The organism is Sphingomonas astragali (assembly GCF_051400615.1).
GTDB lineage: Bacteria > Pseudomonadota > Alphaproteobacteria > Sphingomonadales > Sphingomonadaceae > Sphingomonas.
Genome location: NZ_JBLFFH010000001.1, coordinates 1582321 through 1605749 on the forward strand (window position 1 = coordinate 1582321; position 23429 = coordinate 1605749).

The window sequence follows — 23429 nt, forward strand, 5'->3', positions numbered from 1 at the left end:
GTTCCGATGGGTGAGATGGTTCGCGCGAAGGTGCAGAGACGAAGATTCTTGTTCGCGCGGAGACGCGGAGAAAAATAGGAAATCCGCGCAGAGGCGCAGAGGATTGTGCTTGCTGCGACGCCCGGTCGCGCCAGAGGCCTTAAACTTTCGGCGCCGCGGATTAGGTCTCGTCGACGCGAGATGATCATCCCCGAGCACGCCGTCTCTGCGTCTCCGCGTGAATCAATTTGCGCGTGCCGCGGGGCGAGCCGGGTGCCGTTCTCCTTCAGCGCGGGAGCAGCGGCGGAAGCTCGGGGAGGAGGTCGCGCGCGAGGAAGCCGGTCGGAGCGATGCGGCGCGCTGCCGCCTGCCCGGCCTCTCCGTGGAGCCAGACGCCCCAGGCGGTCGCGGTCAACGGATCGGCGCCGCGCGCGAGCAGGCCGCCGATCACCCCGGCGAGCACGTCGCCCGAGCCCGCAGTGCCGAGGCCGGGCGCATCGCTCGAATGGGCGAGGAGCGTCCCGTCCGGCGCGGCGACCACCGTCTCGCGCGCCTTGAGCGCGACCACCGCGCCGAAGCGGCGCGAGGCGCGCTGTGCGGCGCCGGCCGGGTCGTCGCCGATGGCGCCCTCGTCCTCGCCGGTCAGCGCGGCGAGCTCGCGATGATGGGGTGTCAGGACCAGCCGGCCCCGGAGTCGGCCAATGGCAAAGCGGCAATCCCTGAGCGCAGCCAGGGCGCCGGCGTCGAGCAGCGCGGAGGCGGCGTCCGTGAGCATCTCCGTCAGCTCGTCGACGAGCGCCGGGGTATGATCGCGCGCTCGCATCGCGCAGCCGAGCACGAGCGCGTCGCAGCGGTCGAGCGTCCGCGGCAGGCCGGGCGCGGTGCCGGCGATCTCGCCTTCCGCGTCGGCGGGGAGGGCGATCATCGCGACCTCGGGCATCAATACGCCGAGCGGCATGGCTGCCTCCGCGACGGTCGCGCAGCGGACCTTACCGGCGCCGACGCGCAGCGCCGCCTCCGCCGTCAGCCGGAGCGCGCCCGGCACAAGGGTGGAGCCGCCGACCAGCGCGAGGCGGCCGCGCTGCTCCTTATCGCCGGCGCCGTCGGGCAAGGGATGTGCCGCGCGCCAGGCCGCGTCGATGGGGGAAAGGTCGCGAACGAGGGTCGTCACGCGGGCCGCCTCTTGCTGACAAGGGCGCCACGATGGCGGTTCAGAGCAATGTTTTCAATTGCTTCTGGGGATGAAGTGACGACGCGGAAAGCTCCTCCCCGTGCCGGGGAGGAGCTTTGCCTGGTTACGCCTTCACCGGCGGCGCATCTTCCCAGCCGCCGCCGAGGGCCTTGAACAGCGTGATCTGCGCGTCGGCGATCTGGGCGTCGATCAGGGCGAGCTCGGCCTCGGCCTCGGCGAAGGTGCGTTCGGAATCGAGCAGGGCGAGGCTGTCGATCTGGCCCTCGCGCTGCTGGGCGCGGGTGATGCGGACCGCGACCTCGGCCTCGTTGCGCGCGGCCTGGAGCGCGGTGCGGCGCTCCAGCATCCGGGCGTAGGTGGTGAGCGCGGTCTCGGTCTCCTCGAGCGAGCGCAGCACGGTGCCGTCGAACGTCGCGAGCGCGGCCTGGGTGTCGGCCTCCGCCCCGGCGATGCGGGCGCGGGCGCGGGCCTGGTCGGTGAACGACCAGCTGATCAAAGGGCCGAGAAGCCAGCGTAGGGGGCCGGCGCCGAAGACGTCGCTGATGTCGGGGCCGGTCGAGCCGATCGACGCGCCGAGGCTGATGCGGGGGTAGAGGTCCGCGGTGGCGACGCCGATCCGCGCAGTGGCGGCGGCGAGGCGGCGCTCGGCGGCACGCACGTCCGGGCGGCGGGCGAGGAGGGCGGCGCCGTCGCCGACCGGGATCGGCTTGTCGAGGCGGAGCGTCGCGGTCCGCGCTTTCGCCACGTCGGGGAGATCTGCGGGGGCGCGGCCGGTGAGCGTCGCCAGGCGGAACAGCGCGGCGTCGCGCTCGGCGGCGATCGATGGGACCTCGGCCTGGCGCTGGTTGCGCAGCGCCGCGATGCGCGCAGTGTCGAGCCGGGTGGTGAGGCCGACTTCGGCCCGGCGGCCGGTGAGCCTCAGCGAGCGGTCGAGCAGGCTGACGATGCGCTCGGCGACCGCGAGCCGCTCGGCGGCGCCGGCGGCGTCGGCATAGGCGCGCGCGGTCTCCGCGACGACCGAGACGCGGACGGCGTCGGCGTCGGCCTGGGCGGCGGCGACGTCGCCCCGCGCCGCCTCGACGTCGCGCGTGATGCGGCCGAACAGGTCGACCTCGTAGGAGACGTCGAGCCCGCCGTCGAGCAGCCAGTCCTCGCGCTTCACGCCCGGCACGGTCTGCAGCTGGGGGACGCGGCGATAGGCGGGATTGGCGCTGACGCCGACCTCGGGCAGGCGATCGGTGCGCACCTCGCGCAGCGCCGCGCGGGCGCGGGCGAGGCGGGCGACCGCGACGCGCAGGTCCGTGTTGGCGGCGAGCGCGTCGGCGATCAGGCCGTCGAGGACCGGGTCGTCGTAGAGCCGCCACCATTTGCCCTCGACGGGTGCGATGGTGGTGACCGCGGGCGTGTTCGCCGAGACGAACTTGCCCGAGGCGGTCTGCGGCGGGGTGGGGGCCCGGTAGTCGGGGCCGACGGCGCAGGCGGCGAGCGCGAGCGCCGAGGTGGTTGCGAGGAAGATACGCATGGTTTGCATCCTTTCTCGATCACCCTCACCCTTCCCACCGCCTTCGGCGGCGGGCCCCTTCCCTCTCCCAGCGGGAGAGGGAGGGAGGCGCCGAAGGCGCCGGAAGGCTGAGGGCGACCGCTGGTTCATTCCGCCGGCTGGAGCGCCGGGTCGGCCGCCGTGCCGCCCTTGCGGGAGCGGGCGATGCGGTCGCCGATCGCGCGGCAGACGACGTAGAAGGCCGGGGTGTAGATCAGGCCGAACACGGTGACGCCGACCATCCCGTAGAACACCGCGGTGCCGAGCGCCTGGCGCAGCTCATAGCCGGGGCCCGAGGCCCAGACCAGCGGCACCACGCCCAGGATGAACGCGAAGCTGGTCATCAGGATCGGGCGCAGACGGGTGCGGGCCGCCTCCACCGCCGCCTGGACCACGGTGGCGCCGCGCTCCTCGGCCTGCTTGGCGAACTCGACGATCAGGATCGCGTTCTTGGCGGCGAGCGCGATCAGCACGATCAGGCCGATCTGGGTCAGGATGTTGTTGTCCATGCCCCGGAGGTTGACGCCCGCCATCGCGGCGAGCAGCGTCATCGGCACGATCAGGATGATCGCGAGCGGCAGCATCAGGCTCTCGAACTGCGCCGCCAGCACCAGGAAGACGAACACCACCGACAGCGCGAAGATCAGCGCGGCGATGTTGCCGGCGGCCTTCTGCTGGAAGGCGATGTCGGTCCACTCGGTGGTGAAGCCGGTCGGGAGCCCGGTCGCGAGCCGCTCCATCACTGCGATCGCCTGGCCGGTCGAATAGCCGGGGGCGGTCTCGCCGTCGACCTCGACCGCGGGGAAGAGGTTGTAGCGGGTGACGCGATAGGGGCCGGTCTTGTCCATGAAGGTCGCGACCGCGCCGACCGGCACCATCTCGCCGGTGTTGGAGCGGGTCTTGAGCTGGGCGATGTCGGCCGGGTCGTCGCGCGCCGCCGCCTCCGCCTGCGCGGTCACGCGGAAGGTGCGGCCGAGCAGGTTGAAGTCGTTGATGTAGGCGGAGCCCAGGTAGACCTGCAGCGCCTCGAACACGCGGCTCGGCGGCACGCCGAGCATGTCGGCCTTGGCGCGGTCGATGTCGGCATAGACGCGCGGTGTGGCGGTGTTGAACAGCGTGAACACGTTGGCGAGCTCGCGCTGCTGGTGGGCCTGGCCGATGAGCTGGCCGGCGGCCTGCTCCAGCGCCTGGTAGCCGGCGTCGCTGCGGTCCTGCACGATCATGCGGTAGCCGCCGCCGTTGCCGATGCCCTGGATGACGGGCGGCGGGATCACGAACACGAACGCGTCGTTCACGTCGGCGAGCGCCGCGCGCATGTCGTTCTCGATGTTGCGCTCGGTCCGGTCGGTGCCGGCGCGCTCCTCGAACGGCTTGAAGGTGATATAGGCCGCGCCCGCGTTCGACGCCTGCGTCTGCGAGGCGCCGTCGAAGCCGGCGAACATCACCGCCGCCTCGGTGCCGGGCACCTTGAGCAGCTTTTGCACCACCTTCTTCAGCACCGCGTCGGTCTGCTGGATCGAGCTGCCGGGCGGCAGCTGGATCGCGGCGAGGGCATAGCCCTGGTCCTGCGCGGGGACGAAGCCGGCGGGCGTCGCCCAGAAGATCGCGCCGGTGGCGAGGATCAGCGCGGCATAGGTGGCGAGCGCCGCCTTGGGCGCGCTGGTGATGCGGTGGGTGACCCGAGAATACCAGTTGCTCAGCCGCTCGAAGCCCTGATTGAAGCGGTCGCCTGCCAGCCAGGCGTAGCGCCGCCAGCCGGACGCCGGCGCCTCGGTCGCGCGCGGGCGCAGCAGCAGCGCGGCGAGCGCGGGCGACAGGGTGAGCGACAGGATCAGCGAGATCACGGTCGCCGTGGCGATGGTCACCGCGAACTGGCGGTAGAACTCGCCGGTGATGCCGGTGAGGAAGGTGGTCGGCACGAACACGGCGCAGAGCACCAGCACGATCGCGACCAGCGCCGCCGACACCTCGTCCATCGACTTGTGCGCGGCCTCGCGCGGGGAGAGGCCGTGCTCGAGGTTGCGCTCGACGTTCTCGACGACGACGATCGCGTCGTCGACGACGATGCCGATCGCCAGCACCAGGCCGAACATCGACAGCGTGTTGAGCGAATAGCCGAGCCCGGCCAGCACCGCGAAGGTGCCGATCAGCGACACGGGGATGGCGACGATCGGGATGATCGCGGCGCGCCAGCTCTGCAGGAACACGATGATGACGAGGACGACCAGGATCATCGCCTCGAGCAGCGTCTCCTGCACCGCATGCATCGATTCGCTGATGAACTCGGTCGGATTCCAGATGATGCGGTATTCGAGTCCCTTGGGGAAGCTCTTGGCGGCTTCCTTGAGCTGGGCCTTGATCCCCTCGGCGGCGGCGAGCGCGTTGGTGCCCGGGCGCTGGGTGACGCCCATGATGATCGAGTCCTGACCCGACAGATAGGCGTTGACGCCGTAATCCTCGGCGCCGAGCTCGACGCGGGCGACGTCGCGCAGGCGGGTGATCGCGCCGGTGGGATCGGTGCGGATGATGATGTTGGCGAACTCGTCCGCGGTCTTGAAGCGGCCTTGCGTTTCGACGTTGAGCTGCTGCGCGGCGCCGGTGTCGAACGGCGGCTGGCCGACCACGCCGGCCGCGACCTGCACGTTCTGCGCGCGCAGCGCCGAGACGATGTCGCCGCCGGTGAGGCCGAGCTCGGCCGCGCGGCCCGGATCGATCCACACGCGCATCGCGAAGTCGCGCGCGCCGAACACCTGGACGTCGCCGATGCCGTCGACGCGGGTCAGGCGGTCCTTCAATTGGGTCAGCGCGTAGTTGGAGACGTAGCTGCGATCGAGCGAGCCGTCGGGCGACAGCACGTTGATCGCCATCAGCCACGACGGCGAGGTCTTGCGGACGACGACGCCCTGGCGGCGCACCTCCTCCGGCAGGCTCGGCTCGGCGAGCGCGACGCGGTTCTGCACCAGCACCTGCGCGGTATCGAGGTTGGTGCCGAGCTTGAAGGTGACGGTGATCGTCAGCCGCCCGTCGCCGGTCGACTGCGACGACTGGTAGAGCATGTTGTCGACGCCGTTGATCTGCTGCTCGATCGGCGCGGCGACGGTATCGGCGACGGTCTCGGCCGAGGCGCCGGGGTAGTTGGTGGTGACCGTCACCGTCGGGGGGACGACGTTGGGGAACTGCGAGATCGGCAGGCCTAAATAGGCGAAGGCGCCGATGATCGTGATGATGATCGCGATCACGCCTGCGAAGATCGGCCGGCGGATGAAGAAGTGACTGAGACGCATGTCGGGTCTCCTCGGCCCGTCGGGGCCGGTAAGGGGCATAATTGGGCGCGGGCGGGATGAAGCTTCCGAGCGCAGTCGGGGCGGACGTAGGGCGCCGTCCCGACTGCGCTCGCCGCGAACGGCCGGGTGGGTGGCCCCGGCCGTCCGCTATCCCGTTGCCGCTATCCCGCGAGCGTCGCCTGCGAGGCGGCGGGCTGCTCGACCGCGGCGTCGGCGCCGGCCGGGGCCGGCTGCGGCTTGATCGTGGTCGGCTTCACCGTGACCTTGGCGCCGGGCTGGGCGAACTGGATGCCCTGCAGGATCACCTGGTCGGTGGGGGCGAGACCCGTGCGGATCACGCGCAGCCCCGCGACGACCGGGCCGGGCTCGACCGGCTTGGCGGCGACGGTGCCGTCCTTGCCGACGACGAACACGATCTTGCGCGCCTGGTCGGTGCGCACCGCCGAATCCGGGATCAACAGCGCCCGCGCCGTCCCGCCCTGCGCCAGGCGCATGTTGCCGAACATGCCGGGCGTCAGGAAATAGTCGGGATTGTCGATCACCGCGCGCACGCGAACCGTGCCCGAATGCGAATTGATCGCATTGTCGGTGAAGTCGACGCGGCCGTTCCAGCGATAGGTGGGCTCGTCCTGCAGACGGATCTGCACCTCCTGCGCGCCGCCGCGCTCGGCCTGCCGGTCGCGCTGCGCCTTGAGGTACAAGGCTTCCGAGGCGTCGAAGGCGAAGTAGATCGGGTCGAGCGCGTTGATCGTGGTCAGCATCGTGCCGCCGCCGTCGCTCGCCGAGACGAGGTTGCCCGGATCGATCCGGCGGTCGGAGATGCGGCCGGTGATCGGCGCGCGGACCTGGGTGAACTCCAGGTCGAGCGCGCGGCTGCGCGCCCGCGCCTGCGCCCCGGCCAGCGCCGCGCGGGCGGCGCGGACGCGTGCCGTCAGGCGGTCGATGTCGCTCTTCGACACCGCGTCGTCGGCGAGCAGCCGGTTGGCGCGGGCAAGATCGGCCTCGGCGAGCGCGAGGTCGCTCGACGCGCTGGCGACGCCGGCGCGCGCCTCGGCAAGCGCCGCGGCAAACGGGCGCGGATCGATGGTGAAGAGCAGCTGGCCCTGGCGCACGATCGCGCCGTCGGTGAAGTGGACCGCGGTGACCTGGCCCGAGACGCGCGGACGCACCTCGACGCTGCGGCTCGCCTCGAAGCGGCCGACATAGTCGTCCCACTCGTTGACGTCGCGGGCGAGCGGCGTGGCGACGGTGACGGTGGGCGGGGGCGGCGCGGCGGCCGCCGGCGGGGTCCGGTCGAAATAGAGCACGCCCGCGCCGACCGCGGCGACGGGAAGCGCGACGATCGCAAGCCGCTGCCACAGCGGCCGGTCGGCGATGCGGCGCGCCGGCAGCGGCTCGCCCTCGGCGGTGTTGATCGGGGAAACCATGTTCATCGGTGAGCCCTTCGGTTGCGCGCGGCGCGCGCGACGCTGATGCTGTCGACCAGCAGTTCGTAGTGATCGAGGGTGAAGCCGGCGGCGACGAAGTCCCGGATGTCCTCGCCGGGCACGGTGTAGCCATAATGCCAGCTCAGCACCGCCATGCGGCGCAGCGCCTCGAGGCGGGGATCGGCGAGACGCGGGTTGGGCCGCTCGCCGAATAAGGTGCCGAGCGCCGCTGCGACGCGCCCTGGGGTGCGCAGCGTCGACAGGCTGTCGCGCTCGGCTAACGCCACCACCGACCATTCGAGCGCGGAGAAGCCCGCGCTGCGGTCGACCGGCTTGGGGGAGGTCCGGTCACGGAGGGTGGTGACGAAATCGTTGTTGATGAAATCGGTGCCGGTCTCGGCGAAAGCGACATAGGCCATGCTCATGTCTCCCTTGTCCTTTTGAGACGTGCAGACGCCTCCCTTCGCCGCGGCGGAGGCCGGCGGCGTCAGTTGGCCATGCGAATCTGTGCGGCGAGAGGCGCAGCTTCCCCCTGCGCAGACAGGCCCAAGACCTGCCGGTCAGCCGACTAACCAATAATGCGACGAGCGATTGCGTCGGGTCCGTCAGGGTCCGGCGCGAACCGCGAGAATATGGCAGTAGCGCATCGCTTGTCCCTTTGTCAGGCGAGGCTGGCCCGAAGGGACAGCTTCACCTTCTATACCGTACAGTATAGAAGTGCTGCTGCGCTGCGTCAACCGCTTTCTATACCGGTCGATAAATTTTGTCGAGGGGTGGGGTGAAGGTGAGGTTGTCGGGGGTGGTTGGGTTCCCTCTCACGTCCTTCGTCACCCCGGCCTTGTGCCGGGGTCCGCTCACCCGCGGGCACTGAGGAAGAGGAGCTTGCTGCACCGTTGAAGCAGGAGCGGCTGCGACATCGGTTGGTGGCACAGTGGACCCCCGGCACAAGACAGGGATGATGGAGGGAGCGGAATGGCAGGCTGAACGGTTGCGGCCGGTATTACGTCGCTACCGGAGGATCCTTGCACGGCCACATCGCCATGCTGGTCTCGACGAGCTTCTCGAGCTCGGCGCGGGTAGCGCCGGCGCCTGCCTGCACCGCCATGCCCTGTATGATCGCGTAGAGGTGACTGGTGATGCCGACCGGGTCGATATGGGCGGGAAGGTCGCCTTCCTCCCGGGCGCGTTTCATGCGCTCGATCAGCGCAAGCTTGGCGACCTTGCCGCGCTCCAGCACTTCGAGGCGGATCGACTCGGCCTCGGCCCCGCAGGCCATCGAGCTTATCACGCCCAGGCAGCCGCGCGGCTCGCAGCTGCTGGTCTGGTTCTCCAGGCTTCCGCGCAGCATCGCTTCGGCGACTTCGCGCGCGGTCGGCTTCTCCAGCGACTGGCCGACATAGGCCATCTTCTCGCACTCGTAGAGATCGAGGGCCTTGCGGAACAGCGATTCCTTGTTGCCAAAGGCGGCATAGAGGCTGGGGCGGGTGATGCCCATCGCCTCGGTCAGATCGGTGAGCGACGCCCCTTCATAGCCCTTGCTCCAGAACACGCGGAGCGCGGCGGCAAGGGCCTCATCGACACAGAATTCGCGGGGACGCCCCTTGTGCGGCGGGCTCTGCGGCGTCGCCGGCCGGTCGGCAGTGATGGTTTCCATAACGAGCGGTATATAATGGAAACCGTAAAGAAAGTCCAGCGGTTAGCGGATTTGGGACGAACCGGGAACGATAGCTTCCTATGGGACAACCGGCCGCTACGGCACCGCCGTCCCCGCAAGGGAACTGCGTGCCGTAAGAGCCTGCGATCAGAAGCTGAAGCCGGCCGAGACCTTGATGGTGCGCGGCGGTCCGTCGGTGCTGTAGTCGGCAGGATCGGGCGCGCGATTGGGCAGATTCTGCAGGCGCGTGCCGGTGAGCGCGTCGAATCGATTGTAGTTGCGGTCGTTGAACAGGTTGATGACGTCGACGCGGAAGCGCAGCCGGGTCTGGTCGCCGACGAAGCCGAGCGGGATATATTTGGTCAGCGACACGTCCATCTGGCGATAGCCCCAGAGGTCGCCGTTGCCGTCGACCTCGGTGGCAACGACGTCGCGCTGCGGCGGGGTGCCGGGGGTGTCGAGGAACGTCTTGAGCACGATCGGCGAGGCGATCTGGAACTTGGCCGCGAAGGTCATGTCGAACGGCAGGTCGGCGGTGCCGGCGACGACGATGCGATGCTTGCGCACGCCCGACGAGGCGGTGAACGGATAGTCCTCCATGCTCGGGTAATCGAGGCTGAACAGCTGGCCGAACTCACGGTTCTCCTCCGCCTTGGTGTAGGTGTAGGTCGCGTCCAGGCTCCACGGCGACTCGCGCGTGTAGCGCTTGGTCAGCTTGAGATAGGCGCTGTCGGCGCGGGTCTCGAGGCCGTTGGTGCCGATGATGATCGAGCCGTAGCCCGGCGGCGCGAAGCCGAACGGCGGCTCGGGCGACCCGCTCGGCGGGAAGAAGGTGCCGTCCGGCCGCCGGTTGCCGAGCAGATAGACGAAGCCGTCCTTGCTCGAGACATGGCTGTAGCCGGTCTCGAGGTCGAGCAGGTTGAAGCGGCCGCGGATGCCCAGGCTGAACTGGTCGGAATAGGGCATCTTGAGGTCGTTGTTGATGAAGCGCAGCTCGCGGGCGCCGCCGCCGGGAACGCCGGCGAGCAGCTGCGCGCGGCCCTCTGCGGTCAGGTAGACGGGGTCCCACGGCAGGCAGGTCGGGCTGGGGCTCGGCGAGCAGGTGTTGTCGGGATCGCCGGTGTTGAAGTTGAAGGTGCGGGTGGCGTACAGGCCCTGCGCCAGCTCCTGCTGGATGAAGTCGAACTGGGTGCGGTCGTAGGAGCGGCCGTAGCCGCCGAAGATAGCGAAGCGGCCGGCGTCGTCGAGCTCGTAGGTGAAGCCGAGGCGCGGCTGCCATGCGCCCGTGAACGCCTTCCGCTCCCTGCCGGTCGAGATATAGTCGCGGATGTCGTAGTTGGCGTTCAGCAGGTTCGGATAGAGCGGCTGGCCGTCGGCGCCGGTGGTGGCGCCGGAGACCAGCGCGGCGATCGCGGGGTCGGTGACGTAATCGAGGAAGGCGGGCGTGCGCTCGTAATCCCAGCGTAGGCCCAGGTTGAGCGTCAGCCGGTCGGTGACGTCCCAGTCGTCCTGGATGTAGAGGCCGAGCTGGAAGTTCTTCGACCGGATGCGCGGATCGCCGTCGCCGACCGGCGCGGAGAACTGCAGGCGGTAGGGGACCTGGTCGTTGAACGCGGTGCCGCCGTTCGGATCGTAGGTGACGTTGTAGATATAGAGCGGGTTGAGCCCGCTCTGCTCGAAGGTGTTGAGCGTCACCCACTTCGCCTTGACGCCGACCTTGAAGGTATGCCCCTGGAGGCCGGTGTAGGTGAAGTCGTCGGAGACCTGCCAGCCCTTCTGGCCCTTGTTCTGGAAGTTGTTGCCGGCGCCGAAACGCAGGATTTCGCCGGTTCGTACGATCGAGCCGTTCGTCGGGTCCGGAACGCGCGCGTTGAACAGCGTGACCGTGCCGTCCTGGGCGGGTCGCGGGCTCCACAGTACGTCCTCATAGGCGACCTTGAAGTCGTTGATCCAGGTGTCCGCCGTGTGCTGCCAGCGGGCGAGGCCGCGCCATTCCTCGACCTTGGTGATACTGCGCGTGTCGTAGGCGTTGAGGCCGCTGTTGAGCTGCTCGTCGTCCTCGTTGCGGTACTTGAGCGAGAATTCGAGCAGGTCGCGGCTCGTCGGCTCGACGTCGATCTTGCCGAAGTAGAGGTCCTCGTTGAACTCCTTGTTGTAGGAGCCGAAATAGCCGCGGTACTCCTCGGGGAAGAAGGAGACCGGCAGCGACATGCCGGGCGACACGTCGCGCGGCTCGATGCGGCGCTTGCCTTCATAGGTCACGAAGAAGTGCGCGACGTCCTTGACGATCGGCCCGCCCAGCGCCCCGCCGAACTGCATGTCCTTGCTCTTCACCTTGGCGGGATTGTCGCCGAACAGCTCGATCGGGCGATAGTCGCGCAGATCCTGGTTGGTGAAGTCGATGAAGCCCTCGCCGTGGAACTCGTTGGTGCCCGACTTGGTGGCGGCGGTGATCGCGACCGAGCTGACCTGGTCGAACTCGGCCTTGTAGTTGGAGCTGATCACCCGATACTCGCCGATGGCGAGCTGGGGGAAGGGATTGCCCGAGCTGGTGTCCTGGCCGGTGATGCCGTTCTTGAGGATATAGTCCTTCTGCCCGACGCCGTCGATGAACACGTTGACCGAGCTGCTGCCCTGCGCGCCGCCCTGGACGCGCGAGTTGCCGCCGGCGTCGGTGATGAACTGCACGCCCGGGGCGAGATCGGCGAAGGCGAGGAAGTTGCGGTTGATCTGCGGCAGCTGGTCGATGAGGCGCTGGGTGATGGTCACGCCGACCTCGCCGCCCTCCATGCTGCGGATGCGGTTGCCGGTGACGATGATGTCGTTCGCGCCGCCGGGGGTTTCGGGCGTTCCGGGCGTCTCCGCGGCGGGGGCAGGCGCCAGGTCGAAGTCGAAGGTGGCGCTCTGGCCGACCGCGAGCGCGAACTCGTCGGTGGAGCGGTTGCCGCTCGGCGTCACCACCTCCAGCCGGTAGCGGCCCGGGCGCAGCGACGGGAAGTTGTAGCGCCCGTCCGGCGTCACCACCGCGGTGCGGCGGAAGCCGGTGGCGACCTCGATCGCGACGATCTGGGTCGGGGCCGCACCCTCGGCGGCGCCGGTGATGCGGCCGCGCAGCGAGGCATTGTTGACCTGGGCGTGCACGGGAACGGTCGCCACCACCGAAAGCGCACTGCCGACCAGCAGCGCCGCCGCGAACCGCGTCAGTCCCCCGCGTGCCGCGCCGCCGTTGCACCGAAATCCGATCATGATCTCTCCCCTTTGATGTCCGGCTTTGAAACCGGTTACATGCTGCGGCAGTCATCTGCCTGGTCGGCGTCCGGGTCAAGACGTAATTTGGCAACAGACCGCCGCGTCGCCACGCTCTGCGCCGTGTCCCGGCGCGGCTGCGGGTCCGGCAGGATCGCGAGGAGCTTGCCGAGGCGGCCCCGGCGATAGGTCAGCGCCTGATAGAGGGCAAGGCTCGACCTGGCCCAGAGCCGATAGCCCGTGAACCAGCCGGTGCGGCGGGACAGGGCGAACAGGCGATGGCTCCAGCGGCCGATCCAGACGCGCATCCGGTAGACGAGCCTGCGGCGGAGCGGGAGGCCGGCCTTGGCCGGTGCGACGCGCTTGCGCGGGACGAGGCCAACGCGACGCCAGGTCAGGCGGTAGGCGAGGCCCTCGCGGCGGTGCCTCAAGCCCGCATCCTGGGTCGCGATCACGAAGGCGGTATCGACCGGTTCGAGCCGCAGCCGGCCGGCGGCGCGGCCCTGCTCGATCATCTCGCGCAGCATCGGCGAGCGGACCACGACGACGTTGGTGCCGCGCCCGTCCGACGAATAGGGCTCGACCCAGGCGTCGCCGAAGGCGATGTCGGCGGTCTCCGCCGTCACGTCGTCGCAGAAGTCGCAGGCGGCGTTCTGGAAGAAGCCGGCGCCCCAGTCGCCTTCCACGAGGTGCCACCAGTCGCGATCGACGGTGCGGCCGTCGCGCAGCGTCAGCTCGGTATTGTACCAGTTCGCCGGCCGCTCGGGCCGTTTGCGGCGATAGTCGACGCGAGCGACCGCCGCCGGTTCGACGCCCATCTGCCGCGCGAAGCTCTCGACCATGCGCGCGCTTTTCATATGGCCGCAGAACAGGCCGAGCGTCGTCGTGATGCGGTCGGCGAGGAGGGGATCGGCGGCGCGCTGGAGGTGGACGGCCTTGATGAAGCACGGGATGCCGACGACGGCGTAGCGGCCGGGCACCTCGCGGATCTCGCGCAGCACCTCGGAGAGATCGATCGGATAATAGCGCGACTTGGCACCCGCGCGGACCTCGCCTTCGGTGCGCGAGATGCAGTAGCGGAATAGACGGCCCTCAGTCGCGGGATCGGCCGCGACGACATGGGCGACGCCGTCGACCTTGCCCTGCCGCAGGATCTCGGTGGCGACCCAGCTCACCAGCCCGCCAGAGCTGCCGTCCATGCGGAAACCGCCCTCGTCGGCGTGACCGACATAGGCCGCCTCGAACCGCCCGATCGCCGGATGGCATATCCGCGCGCGGGGGAAGCGTTCGGCGGCGATCCCGTCTTCGTTGCGGGCGGCGGGGGAAAACGGGCAGGTGCGGGCGAGACGGTCGCTCGGCGCCCGCATCACCGTGTCCGGAGCGGCGGGCTTGAGCTGACCGTAGCGGTCCCACGCCATCCGCGTCTCGCCCGCCGCCGCGCAGCCGCCGCAGCCGATGCACAGGCCCGACGCGACGATGTCGTGGCGGCTGACCGGGGCGGTCACGCCTCCCCCAGGGCGAGGTCGAGGAAGCGGTCGGAACGCTGCCGTGCCTCGCGGATGCGATCGATAAGATTGCAGGCGAGCGGCGTGGCGAGGAGCTCGCCTACCCTATCCGGAGCCGTGTCGGCTTCGACCAGGCGATGGTCCGTGCCGAGGCGGCGGGTCAAGTCGCTGAGCTTGATCGAACGATAGTCGGAGGCGACGCAGGCGAACGGCTTGGCGTTGACCAGCGCGAACACGCAGCCGTGGAAGAAATTGGTCACCACCGCGGCCAACGCGGCGATCAGGCGGCGGAAGTCGTCGGGATCGGCCTCGATCCGCTGCTCGTCCGCCCAGTCGTTGCGGTAGCCGATGCTGACCAGGCGATATCCGGCCTTCTCCGCCCAGGCGCGGACGGCGCTCGCGAACCAGGACGGGAAGCTGTGGCCATAGACGGCGATCTCGCGCCGGGGCGGCTCGTCGGCGGGGGGCGGGGGGAATTGCAGGCAAGGGTCGAGCACCACCTCCGGCGCCTTGCCCAGCGCGCCCGCCAGCAGCGCGCGGCTGTTGTCGTCGCGCACCGAGATCGCGTCGAAGGCGGCGAGGCGCTCGGCCCAGCTCGGGTCGATGCCGTCGTTCGCGTCGTGGTTGCCGAAGCTGGCGGCATAGGCGGCGAGGCGGCCGGCGCGCAGGCCCTCGCCGAAGAAGATCGGCTTGGCCGAATACCAGGGGTGGCGGAAGTTCCACACCTCGTCGCTGCCGACCAGCACCAGGTCATAGTCGCCGGCCAGCGCGGGCCTCTCGAGCGGGAAGCGGTGCGAGCGCGGCAGCCGTTCGAACGCGCGGAGGAAGCGGCGGGCCTTCTCGCCGTAGCGGCCGAGGTCGCGGCGCTCCGTCCGGCGCGGGAGCTGCGGCTGGAAGGCGCAGCGCCATTCCGCCTGGCGGACGCTGCGGCTGTCATGGTCGAGCAGCACCGCGTCATGCCCGCGGGCGCGCAGCCCCTCGACCAGGCGGCGCGCCTGCCAGTATGAGCCGTAGTTGATGCAGCAGTGGAAGGTCAGCACGCCGATCTTCATGCCGCCCGCGCTTCCTGGATCAGGCCCGCGGTATAGATGCGGTCGAGCACCTCGGCGGAGGCGGTGAACCGCTCGGCGGCGGGATCGAAGCGGGGCGAGGCGGCGAGCTGCGTCGCCCAGGCCGCGGCGGCGCGGGCGCCCCAGTCGTCGGGCGGGTCGGCGAGGCGTTCGGTGCCGGTGCCGGCGAAGCGATCGGCGACGAAGTCGTAGAAGGAACCGTCGACGTTGCGCAGCGCCGCGCCGCCCTCGGTGCCGTAGAAGGCCGCCTCGATCACCGCATCGCGGCCGGCGTGGAGGCGCCAGGAGCAGGCGAGCCGCACGGACACCTCGCCGGCGAGGAAGCTGGCGACGGCGAAATCCTCCACCTCCTCCGCGCCGGCCGGCGCGCCGGCCTTGCGCAGGTCCGCCTCGACCGCGGCGACGGGCGGGAAGCCGAGCGTCCACAGCGCGAGGTCGACGAGGTGGACGCCGAGGTCGATCACGCACCCGCCGCCCGAGAGCGTGCGGTCGTAGAACCACGGCTTGTCCGGGCCGTAGGCGTTGTGGAAGGTGAGATCGATCGCGAACAGCCGGCCGAGCCCGCCGCTCTGCACCAGCGGCACGATCGCCTGCATCGCCGCGGTGTGGCGATAGGAAAGGTCGATCCCGAGCAGCCGGTCGGCGGCGCGCGCGGCCTCGACGACGCGATGCGCCTCGGCTGCGGTGCGGCCGAGCGGCTTCTGGCAGAACACCGCCGCCCCGGCATCGAGCGCCGCCACCGCCTGTTCGGCATGGAGGGCGCTCGGCGTCGCGATCACCACGCCGTCGAGGCCCAGTGCCAGCATCTCGGCAAGCGAGCCGGCCTGCCGCGCATCCGGCGCGAGCTTCAATGCCTCGGCGACGCATTCGGGCGAAGGGTCGCACACCGCCGCCGCCTCGACGGCGCCGGTGGCGAGCATCGCCGCCATCCGGTGCCGCCCGATCCAGCCGGTGCCGAGGAAGCCGATGCGCGGCGTCATGCGATCATCACCAGCGCCTTGACGAAGCCGTCGGGCTTGTCGCGGGTGGCGTCGAGCGCCTCGCCGAGCCGCTCCAGCGGATAGCGGTGGGTGTAGAGCGGCTCGGGATCGAGCCGGCCGCTCGCCACCGCCTCGACCGCGTCGTGCAGGCCTTGCATCTGCACCTCGGGATCGCGTTCATGGGCGTTGATCACGTCGATGCCCTTCCAGTTCCACATCTGCATGTTCACCTGGCGCGGTCCGTCCTGGTGGTAGCCAGCGACGATCAGCTTCCCGCCGAACGCGACCAGTTCGCCGGCCAGGTCGAGCGGCCATTGCCTGCCGACCGCCTCGATCACGCGCTCGCAGAGCCGGTCGCCGGTCAGCGCCTTGACCGCGTCGATGATCCTCCAATGATCGTCCATCGCGATGGTTTCCGCGGCGCCGTAGCGGCGGGCGAGGTCGAGCGATTCCGCCCGGCGCGAAATGGCGATCACCCGCGCGCCGGCCTCGCTGGCGAGGCGGGTCAGGATCGCGCCGAGGAAGCCGGTGCCGACGATCGCCACGCTCTGCCCGGCGCGGATGTCGCTGCGACGGAAGACGTTGAAGGCGCAGGCGATCGGCTCGCCGGGGAAGGGCTTGCCGGCGAGCTCGGGCGGCAGTTTCGCCACCATGCCGGCTTCGGCGAGATCGTAGTCGGCGAAGCCGCGGTAGGAGATGGCGGCGACGCGATCGCCGGCCGCCAATCCGTCCACGCCCGGTCCCACCGCGTCGATCGTGCCCCAGCCTTCGTGGCCGAGACCACCCGGATCGCCGGGGTATGTCATCCAGGGCAGACCCGCCCAGGGCTCCAGGTTGGAGGCGCAGACGCCGCAGCCTTCCAGCCGGATGCGGACCTCGCCCTGGCCGGGCTCGGGCACGGCGGCCTCCTCGATGCGGATTTCGCCGGGGGCGGCGAGCACGGCGGCGCGCATCAGCGGACACTCTCCTGCAACCAAAGCCGGTGCGAGCCATTGGCGCGGGGGAGGCGATGTGTATGGCCGAACCCGTCACGCCTGTGATGACCGCGACGCTGCGCGACAATATCGCGCGCCTGACCGAGCGGCAGCGGACCGAGGCGAACATGGCGCCGCTCAGCCAGCGGCTTGCCGACCGGATCACGCGGTTCACGGGATCGATGACGTTCGTGGGGATTCATCTGGTCCTCTACGGGACTTGGATCGCGATCAATCTCGGCTGGATTCCGGGCGTGCCGCGCTTCGACCCCAGCTTCGTCGTGCTGGCGATGGAAGCGTCGGTCGAAGCGATCTTTCTCTCGACCTTCGTGCTGATCAGCCAGAACCGCATGGCGGCCGAAGCCGACCGCCGTGCGGATCTCGACCTCCACATCAACCTGCTGGCCGAGCACGAGCTGACCCGACTCGCGGGGCTGATCGAGCGGATCGCCGAGCGGGTCGGCGTTCCGGTCGACGACGCCGAGCTCGAGGAGATCAAGCGCGACGTCGCGCCGGTGGAGGTGCTCGACGCGCTGGACGCGCGCAAGCGCGCGGAAGGGCTCGATCCCTAGAGTCCACCCCGTCCGGATTGAAGCGGTGCAAGTGCTCCTGCGAAGGCAGGATCTCAGGCCGCAAGCGACACTCCTGTGATCCAGGGCTCCTGCTTTCGCAGGAGCACGATTCCACTTCATCAGACAGGTCCTGGCATCGCCGCTCAATCCCGGAGGAAGGCTTCGAGCGCGGCGAAGGCCTCGTCATCGGGCATCTGCCGGGGCGGATGCTTGCAGAAGAAGGCGGCGGCCGACTCGATCGGACCAGCGAGGCCGCGGTCGCGGGCGAGCTTGGCGCAGCGGATCATGTCGATAGCGACGCCGGCGCTGTTCGGGCTGTCCTCGACCGACAGGCGCAGCTCCAGGTTCATCGGCACGCCACCGAACAGCTGGCCCTCCATCCTGAGGAAGCAGACCTTGTTGTCGTTCTGCCAGGCGACATAGTCGCTGGGGCCGACATGGATGTTCTCGTCGACCAGGCGCTCGGCCGCGACCGACTGCACCGCCTCGGTCTTCGAGGTCTTCTTGGAGGCGAGGCGCTTCCTCTCCAGCATGTTGAGGAAGTCGGTGTTGCCGCCGGTGTTGAGCTGATAGGTGCGATCGAGCTTGACGCCGCGCTTCCTGAACAGGTCGGTGAGGACGCGGTGGATGATGGTTGCGCCGAGCTGCGCCTTGATGTCGTCGCCGATCACCGGCACGCCCGCGGCACGGAAGCGTTCGCTCCACTCGGGATCGCTGCCGATGAATACGGGGATGTTGTTGACGAAGGCGACGCCGGCCTCCAGCGCGCATTCGGCGTAGAACTCGCTCGCCTGTTGTGACCCCACCGGCAGATAGTTGACCAGCACGTCGGCATCGGTCTCGCGCAGCACGGCCACCACCTCCTCGCGTGTCGCCTCGGGTTCGTCGGCGACGAGGAAGGTACGGTCGGCAGGGAAGTCGGCCATGTGCTCCGCGACCCCGTCGAGGACGCGGCCCATCCGCACCTTGGCGCCGGTCGGCGGGACGCGCTCGGCGAAGACGGCGGTGCAATTGGGCTTGGCGTAGATCGCCCTGGCGACGTCGCGGCCGACCTTGCGCCGGTCGACGTCCCAGGCGGCGACGACGCGGATGTCGGCGGGGCGGTAGCCGCCGATCTCCCAATGCATCAGGCCGACGGTGTCGTTGGCGCCGGCGCGATAGTGTTCGAGGCCCTGCACCAGCGAGCTCGCGCAATTGCCGACGCCGACGATCGCGAGGTTGATGCCGCGCGGACGGGGGGAGAGCATGGGTCCTCCTTTCAGGCGTTGGCGACCGCCGGCCGGTCGGCGACCGCCGGGGCATAGCGATCGATCATCCAGGCGCAGAAATCGGCGAACTGCTGCGGATCATAGGGCGGGCTGGTGTGGTGCCGGCCGGCACCGAGATGCTCGGGGGTGAAGCAGAAGGTGAGCGTCACCTCGAAGTCGGCGAGCGCCTCCATCTGCCGGTCGAACCAGTCGAGCGCGTCGGGGCGGAAGCTGTCGGCCCAGCTGAGGCCGGTCCGCAGCTTGCGGGTGCCGAGCCGCTTCATCCACGTCACGGCCTCGTCGAGCCGCGGGTCGTGGAAGTGGAACCACTGCATCAGGCCCATCTCGCCCGCGACCCTGGCATAGTCGTCGAGCGCGGGCTTGGGCGTGCCGTCCTCGCGGATCAGGCCCATGTAGAAATGGCGATAGTAGCTCGATCCTTCCGCCTCGCGGTGGCGCGTCTCGGCGCCCCAGGCCATCGGCAGGTCGAACAGCGAGTACCAGTAGATGTTGGGCACGCGGCCGATCAGCAGCTCGGCGGTGCGTTTAAGGCCGAACACCTGCACCTCCTCGGCGCCGAACGAGCCGACGCCGACCTCCGTCACCCACACCGGCTTCTCGGGCGCCGCCGCCTCGATCTCGGCGATACGATCGGGCCAGGCGTGGATCGGCCACAGGTTCCAGTCGAGCGGGAAGCCGTGCACCGCGACCACGTCGACCGCGTCGAGCGCGCCGTGCCCGCGCATCCGGTCCAGCCAGTGCGGATCGATCGGCGACATGCCGCCCAGCACCCGCGTCACCCCCGGGTTGACCTCGCGGATCGCGGCGCCCGCGCGGATCACCGTGTCGGCGTAGATCGCCCAGTCGGGGTCAAGCGCCGGGTCCCAGTGCGACTTGTTGTTGGGCTCGTTCCAGATCATCGCGGCTTCGATCATTCGACGGCGCCTCCTTCCGGTCCTTGGGCGGGATAGACCGCCGCGGGGCCGTATCTGGCGTAGGGCACCGGGGCCACGCGGCAGAGATAGACTTCGGGCTCCGGGTGAGCCTCGATCGCGAAGCCCGCGGCGCGCAGCATCGCCTGGCTGCACGCGGCGTTGGGCGCCCACCAGTTGGTCCAGTCATGTGCGAAGGACCGCTCGATGAAGTGCATCCTGGGATAGGCGGGATTGTCGAAGAAGCTCGGCGGCTGGGTCGTGCCCGGAACGTGGAAGGGGTGGTCCTCCGGCACCTGCAGCACGTCGGGCGAGCCCTGCTGCATCGTCTGGAACAGCATGAGGTCGCCCGCGACATGCTCGCGGATCAGGTCGAGCGCGAGCAGCGGGTGGCGGAGGTGATAGAGCACCCCCATGAAGATCACGAGGTCGAAACGCTCGCCCAGCGCGGCGACGTCGTAGACCGAGAGGTTGCGCAGCTCGATGTCGTCGTAGCCGAGCGTCTCCGCGACCAGCCGCGCCTGCGCCAGATAGCGCTCGTCGGTGTCGATGCCGAGCACGCGCTCGGCGCCGCGCCGCTTCATCTCGACCGCGTAGAAGCCGGCGTTGCAGCCGATGTCGAGCACCGCCTTTCCGCTGAGATCCGCCGGCAGCGCGTCGGCGAAGCGCCGGAACTTGAACGCCGGATAGTCGCCCAGGAAATGGTCGGGCGCGGTCGGGATGCCGTCGAGGTCGATGTTCTGGAACCAGGGCGCGAGCGCCTCGATCCGCTCGCGCAGGGCTTCCTTGGCGGAGTCGATGCGGGCGATGTTGCTTCTCCTCATGCGTGTCCTCGATTGAGCGTGTGGAGCCGTCCGCCCCAGGGGCCGACGATGAGCGTGCTGACCGATCCGGGGTCGACGTCGAAGCGCAGCAGGTTGTCGAGCCCGAGCCCGAGATAGTGCGCGACGATGCCGCGGATGATGTCGCAGTGGCTGACGCACAGCACCGCGGCCTTGGGATTGCCGGAAGCGACCGCCTCGACATGCTTGACCGCGCGCGCGACCGCCGTCGCCATGGTCTCGCCGCCGGGCGGGCAGGCGGTGGAGCGGGTCGCGTTCCAGGACTGCCACGCCTCGTCCGCCTCGAGATCGGCGAAGCTGCGGCCGGTCCATGTGCCGAAATCGATCTCGTCGAGCGCGGCGACGATGCGGACGGTGAGGCCGAGCCGGTCGGCGATCTCCTCCGCGGTCTCGCGGGCGCGCTGCTGCGGGCTGGAATGGATCGCCGCGATCGGCTCGCCGCGCGCGATCTCGCCCGCAAGCCAATGCGCCTGGGCGCGCCCCTCGGCGGTGAGCCCGCCGCCGTGACGCCGGCCGCTCAGCACGCGGCCGACGTCGGCGTGCGCGCAATGGCGGACGAGATGGATGCGTGCGCTCATGCGCTGCGGAGGGGGCCGGGCAGGATCAACATAGATGCTTCCCAACCGGATCGCGCCGGAAAAGTTCCGGTTTAATCCATGTTAAATCAATAGTTTAACATAGGTTATTGGAGGCTGGAATCGGGAACAAGATGAAGAAGAAGGTGTTCCGGAAGCCACCTGATCACCCATCGCTGCCGAGCGCGGCGATTCTGCGAGAGGAACGACGTGACCGAGCATGTCCTGATCACCGGAGGCGCGGGTTTCATCGGCCGGCAGGTGACGTTCGAATTGCTCCGCCGCGGCTACCGCGTGCGTATCCTCGATTCCCTGCTCGAGCAGGTCCATGGCGATATCGAGCGGCCCGACGGGCTGGACCCCGAGGCCGAGCTCATCCGCGCCGACGTGCGCGACGGCGATGCGGTCGCGCGTGCGCTCGACGGGATCGACAGCGTGATCCATCTCGCCGCCGAGGTCGGCGTCGGCCAGTCGATGTACGAGGTCGAGCGCTACACCTCGACCAACGACGTCGGCACGGCGGTGCTGTTCGAGCGGCTGATCGACCGTCCGGTGCGGCGCGTCGTCACCGCCTCGTCGATGAGCGTCTATGGCGAGGGCCTCTACCGCGACATGGCGGGCAACCTGATCGAGGATGCCGAGCGCGGGCTGGTGCGCGACGGGCAGAAGATCTGGAACCCCGTCGACATCGCCGGCCATCCGCTGATGCCGCTGCCGACGCCCGAGTGGAAGCGGCCCAGCCTCGCCTCGATCTACGCGCTCAATAAATATGTGCAGGAGCGCACCACCCATATCATGAGCGCGCCCTATGGCATCGAGAGCGTGTGCCTGAGGCTGTTCAACGTCTACGGACCGGGCCAGGCGCTTTCCAATCCCTATACCGGCGTGCTCGCGATCTTCGCCTCGCGGCTGCTCAACGGCGAGCGGCCGCTGGTGTTCGAGGACGGCGAGCAGCGGCGCGACTTCGTCCATGTCGAGGACGTGGCGCGTGCCTTCGCCGACGCGCTGGAGAAGCCGGGGATCAGCGGCCAGACCTTCAACATCGGCTCGGGCAAGGACCGTTCGGTGACCGAGGTCGCCGAGGCGCTCGCCCGCGCGATGCACCGCAACGACGTAATGCCGGAGATCGTCGGCAAGGCGCGGGTCGGCGACATCCGCCACTGCTTCTGCGACGGCGGGCTGGCGCGGGAGAAGCTGGACTTCATCGCGCGCAAGGACTTCGACGAGGGGCTCGCCGAGCTTGCCGAGTGGGTCGGGCGCCAGACCGCCGTGGACCGGGTCGGAGAGGCGCGGGCGGAGCTCGAAGCCAGGGGGCTGGTGGCATGAGCGGCGCGCCGATCCTCGTCACCGGCGGCGCGGGCTTCATCGGCTCGAACATCGCCGACCGGCTCGCCGCCGAGGGGCGCCGGGTGATCGTCTACGACGCGCTGGCGCGGCCCGGCGTCGAGGCCAACCTCGCGTGGCTCAGGCAGAACCATCCCGGCCGCGTCGTCGAGGCGATCGCCGACATCCGCGACCGGGGCGAGCTCGCCCGCGCGGTGGGCGAGGCGGAGGCGGTGTTCCACATGGCCGCGCAGGTCGCCGTCACCACCAGCCTAGCCGACCCGCGCGAGGATTTCGAGGTGAACGTGCTCGGCACGCTCAATCTGCTCGAAGCGATCCGCGAGAGCGGGCGGCGCATCCCGCTCGTCTTCGCCTCGACCAACAAGGTCTATGGCGATCTCGGCGACCTCGCCTTCACCCGCACCGCACGCGGCTATGTGCCGGCGGACCCGGCGATCCGCGCCAACGGCATCGGCGAGGACCGGCCGCTCGACTTCCACACGCCCTACGGCTGTTCGAAGGGGGCGGCGGACCAATATGTGCTCGACTATGCCCGCAGCTTCGGCCTGCCGGCGGCGGTGCTCCGGATGAGCTGCATCTACGGCCAGCGCCAGATGGGCACCGAGGACCAGGGCTGGGTCGCGCATTTCCTGATCCGCGCGCTCGCGGGCGAACCGGTCACCATCTACGGCGACGGCTATCAGGTGCGCGACATCCTCGACGTCTCCAACGCGGTCGAGGCCTATCTCGCCGCCTGGCGCCGGATCGACCGCGTCGCCGGCCGTGCGTTCAACCTCGGCGGCGGGCCCGGCAACGCGGTGAGCCTGGTCACGCTGCTCGACCATATCGCCGGCCTCCTCGAACGCGACGTCGCCTGCCGCAACGCGGAATGGCGCGCGGGGGACCAACGTTATTTCGTCGCCGATACCCACGCGGCGCAGCAGGAGCTGGCGCTCGGGCCCAAGGTGCCGTGGCGCCGCGGCGTCACCCGCCTTGCGCAATGGCTGGCGGAGCAGCGCGGCATCGACCTTCCGAGCGACGAGCCGCGCGTCGTCCCAATCCGCAGCGCGGCGGGGGCGCTGTGACC

The 23429-nt window shown here is 69.7% G+C and carries 18 protein-coding genes; 3 read left to right on the forward strand and 15 right to left on the reverse strand.

Annotation, left to right across the window (positions count from 1 at the left end; genetic code table 11):
• Positions 1-265 precede the first annotated feature (265 nt).
• From ACMGER_RS07695 to ACMGER_RS07745, 11 genes are all read right to left on the reverse strand, one after another.
• Entirely contained in the window at positions 266-1150 is an 885-nt protein-coding gene (locus ACMGER_RS07695) for an NAD(P)H-hydrate dehydratase (protein WP_436811493.1), read from the reverse strand.
• A gap of 124 nt (positions 1151-1274) precedes the next feature.
• Positions 1275-2702, reverse strand: coding sequence for an efflux transporter outer membrane subunit (locus tag ACMGER_RS07700; protein WP_436811494.1), 1428 nt, complete (start codon positions 2700-2702; stop codon positions 1275-1277).
• 116 nt (positions 2703-2818) lie between these two features.
• Positions 2819-5995, reverse strand: a complete 3177-nt coding sequence (locus tag ACMGER_RS07705; RefSeq protein ID WP_436811495.1) for an efflux RND transporter permease subunit — start codon at positions 5993-5995, stop codon at positions 2819-2821.
• A gap of 161 nt (positions 5996-6156) precedes the next feature.
• A complete protein-coding gene (locus ACMGER_RS07710) occupies positions 6157-7428 on the reverse strand; it encodes an efflux RND transporter periplasmic adaptor subunit (protein WP_436811496.1) in 1272 nt (423 codons plus the stop codon).
• A complete protein-coding gene (locus ACMGER_RS07715) occupies positions 7425-7841 on the reverse strand; it encodes a hypothetical protein (protein WP_436811497.1) in 417 nt (138 codons plus the stop codon). The genes ACMGER_RS07710 and ACMGER_RS07715 overlap by 4 nt, the downstream gene beginning before the upstream one ends.
• A 581-nt stretch (positions 7842-8422) precedes the next feature.
• Positions 8423-9076: a TetR/AcrR family transcriptional regulator gene (locus ACMGER_RS07720; protein WP_436811498.1), complete on the reverse strand. Its 654-nt coding sequence runs from the start codon at positions 9074-9076 to the stop codon at positions 8423-8425.
• 147 nt (positions 9077-9223) lie between these two features.
• A complete protein-coding gene (locus ACMGER_RS07725; protein ID WP_436811499.1) occupies positions 9224-12322 on the reverse strand; it encodes a TonB-dependent receptor in 3099 nt (1032 codons plus the stop codon).
• A gap of 35 nt (positions 12323-12357) precedes the next feature.
• Complete coding sequence (locus tag ACMGER_RS07730) at positions 12358-13827, reverse strand: Coenzyme F420 hydrogenase/dehydrogenase, beta subunit C-terminal domain (protein ID WP_436811500.1); 1470 nt, start codon at positions 13825-13827, stop codon at positions 12358-12360.
• Positions 13824-14879 carry a polysaccharide pyruvyl transferase family protein gene (locus tag ACMGER_RS07735; protein ID WP_436811501.1) on the reverse strand — a complete coding sequence of 352 codons (1056 nt, stop codon included), beginning with the start codon at positions 14877-14879 and terminating at the stop codon, positions 13824-13826. The genes ACMGER_RS07730 and ACMGER_RS07735 overlap by 4 nt, the downstream gene beginning before the upstream one ends.
• Positions 14876-15877: a Gfo/Idh/MocA family protein gene (locus ACMGER_RS07740; RefSeq protein WP_436811502.1), complete on the reverse strand. Its 1002-nt coding sequence runs from the start codon at positions 15875-15877 to the stop codon at positions 14876-14878. Before ACMGER_RS07740 ends, ACMGER_RS07735 begins: the two co-directional genes overlap by 4 nt.
• Positions 15874-16830, reverse strand: coding sequence for an MDR/zinc-dependent alcohol dehydrogenase-like family protein (locus ACMGER_RS07745; protein ID WP_436811503.1), 957 nt, complete (start codon positions 16828-16830; stop codon positions 15874-15876). Before ACMGER_RS07745 ends, ACMGER_RS07740 begins: the two co-directional genes overlap by 4 nt.
• Positions 16831-16892: 62 nt before the next feature.
• Between ACMGER_RS07745 and ACMGER_RS07750 the strand changes: the two genes are divergently transcribed.
• Entirely contained in the window at positions 16893-17423 is a 531-nt protein-coding gene (locus tag ACMGER_RS07750; protein ID WP_436811504.1) for a DUF1003 domain-containing protein, read from the forward strand.
• Positions 17424-17566: 143 nt separating this feature from the next.
• Here the strand turns inward: ACMGER_RS07750 and ACMGER_RS07755 are convergent, their stop codons facing one another.
• From ACMGER_RS07755 to ACMGER_RS07770, 4 genes are read right to left on the reverse strand one after another with little or no spacing between them, the layout of a single operon-like run.
• Positions 17567-18670, reverse strand: a complete 1104-nt coding sequence (locus ACMGER_RS07755; RefSeq protein ID WP_436811505.1) for an inositol-3-phosphate synthase — start codon at positions 18668-18670, stop codon at positions 17567-17569.
• Positions 18671-18681: 11 nt separating this feature from the next.
• A complete protein-coding gene (locus tag ACMGER_RS07760; protein ID WP_436811506.1) occupies positions 18682-19605 on the reverse strand; it encodes a glycosyl hydrolase in 924 nt (307 codons plus the stop codon).
• On the reverse strand, positions 19602-20426 hold the full coding sequence (locus ACMGER_RS07765) for a TIGR04290 family methyltransferase (protein WP_436811507.1): 825 nt from the start codon (positions 20424-20426) through the stop codon (positions 19602-19604). Before ACMGER_RS07765 ends, ACMGER_RS07760 begins: the two co-directional genes overlap by 4 nt.
• A complete protein-coding gene (locus ACMGER_RS07770) occupies positions 20423-21022 on the reverse strand; it encodes a histidine phosphatase family protein (protein ID WP_436811508.1) in 600 nt (199 codons plus the stop codon). Before ACMGER_RS07770 ends, ACMGER_RS07765 begins: the two co-directional genes overlap by 4 nt.
• A gap of 207 nt (positions 21023-21229) precedes the next feature.
• On the opposite strand from ACMGER_RS07770, the gene ACMGER_RS07775 reads away from it, so the two are divergent.
• Positions 21230-22345, forward strand: coding sequence for an NAD-dependent epimerase/dehydratase family protein (locus ACMGER_RS07775; RefSeq protein WP_436811509.1), 1116 nt, complete (start codon positions 21230-21232; stop codon positions 22343-22345).
• A complete protein-coding gene (locus ACMGER_RS07780) occupies positions 22342-23427 on the forward strand; it encodes an SDR family NAD(P)-dependent oxidoreductase (protein ID WP_436811510.1) in 1086 nt (361 codons plus the stop codon). Before ACMGER_RS07775 ends, ACMGER_RS07780 begins: the two co-directional genes overlap by 4 nt.
• Positions 23428-23429: the final 2 nt, after the last annotated feature.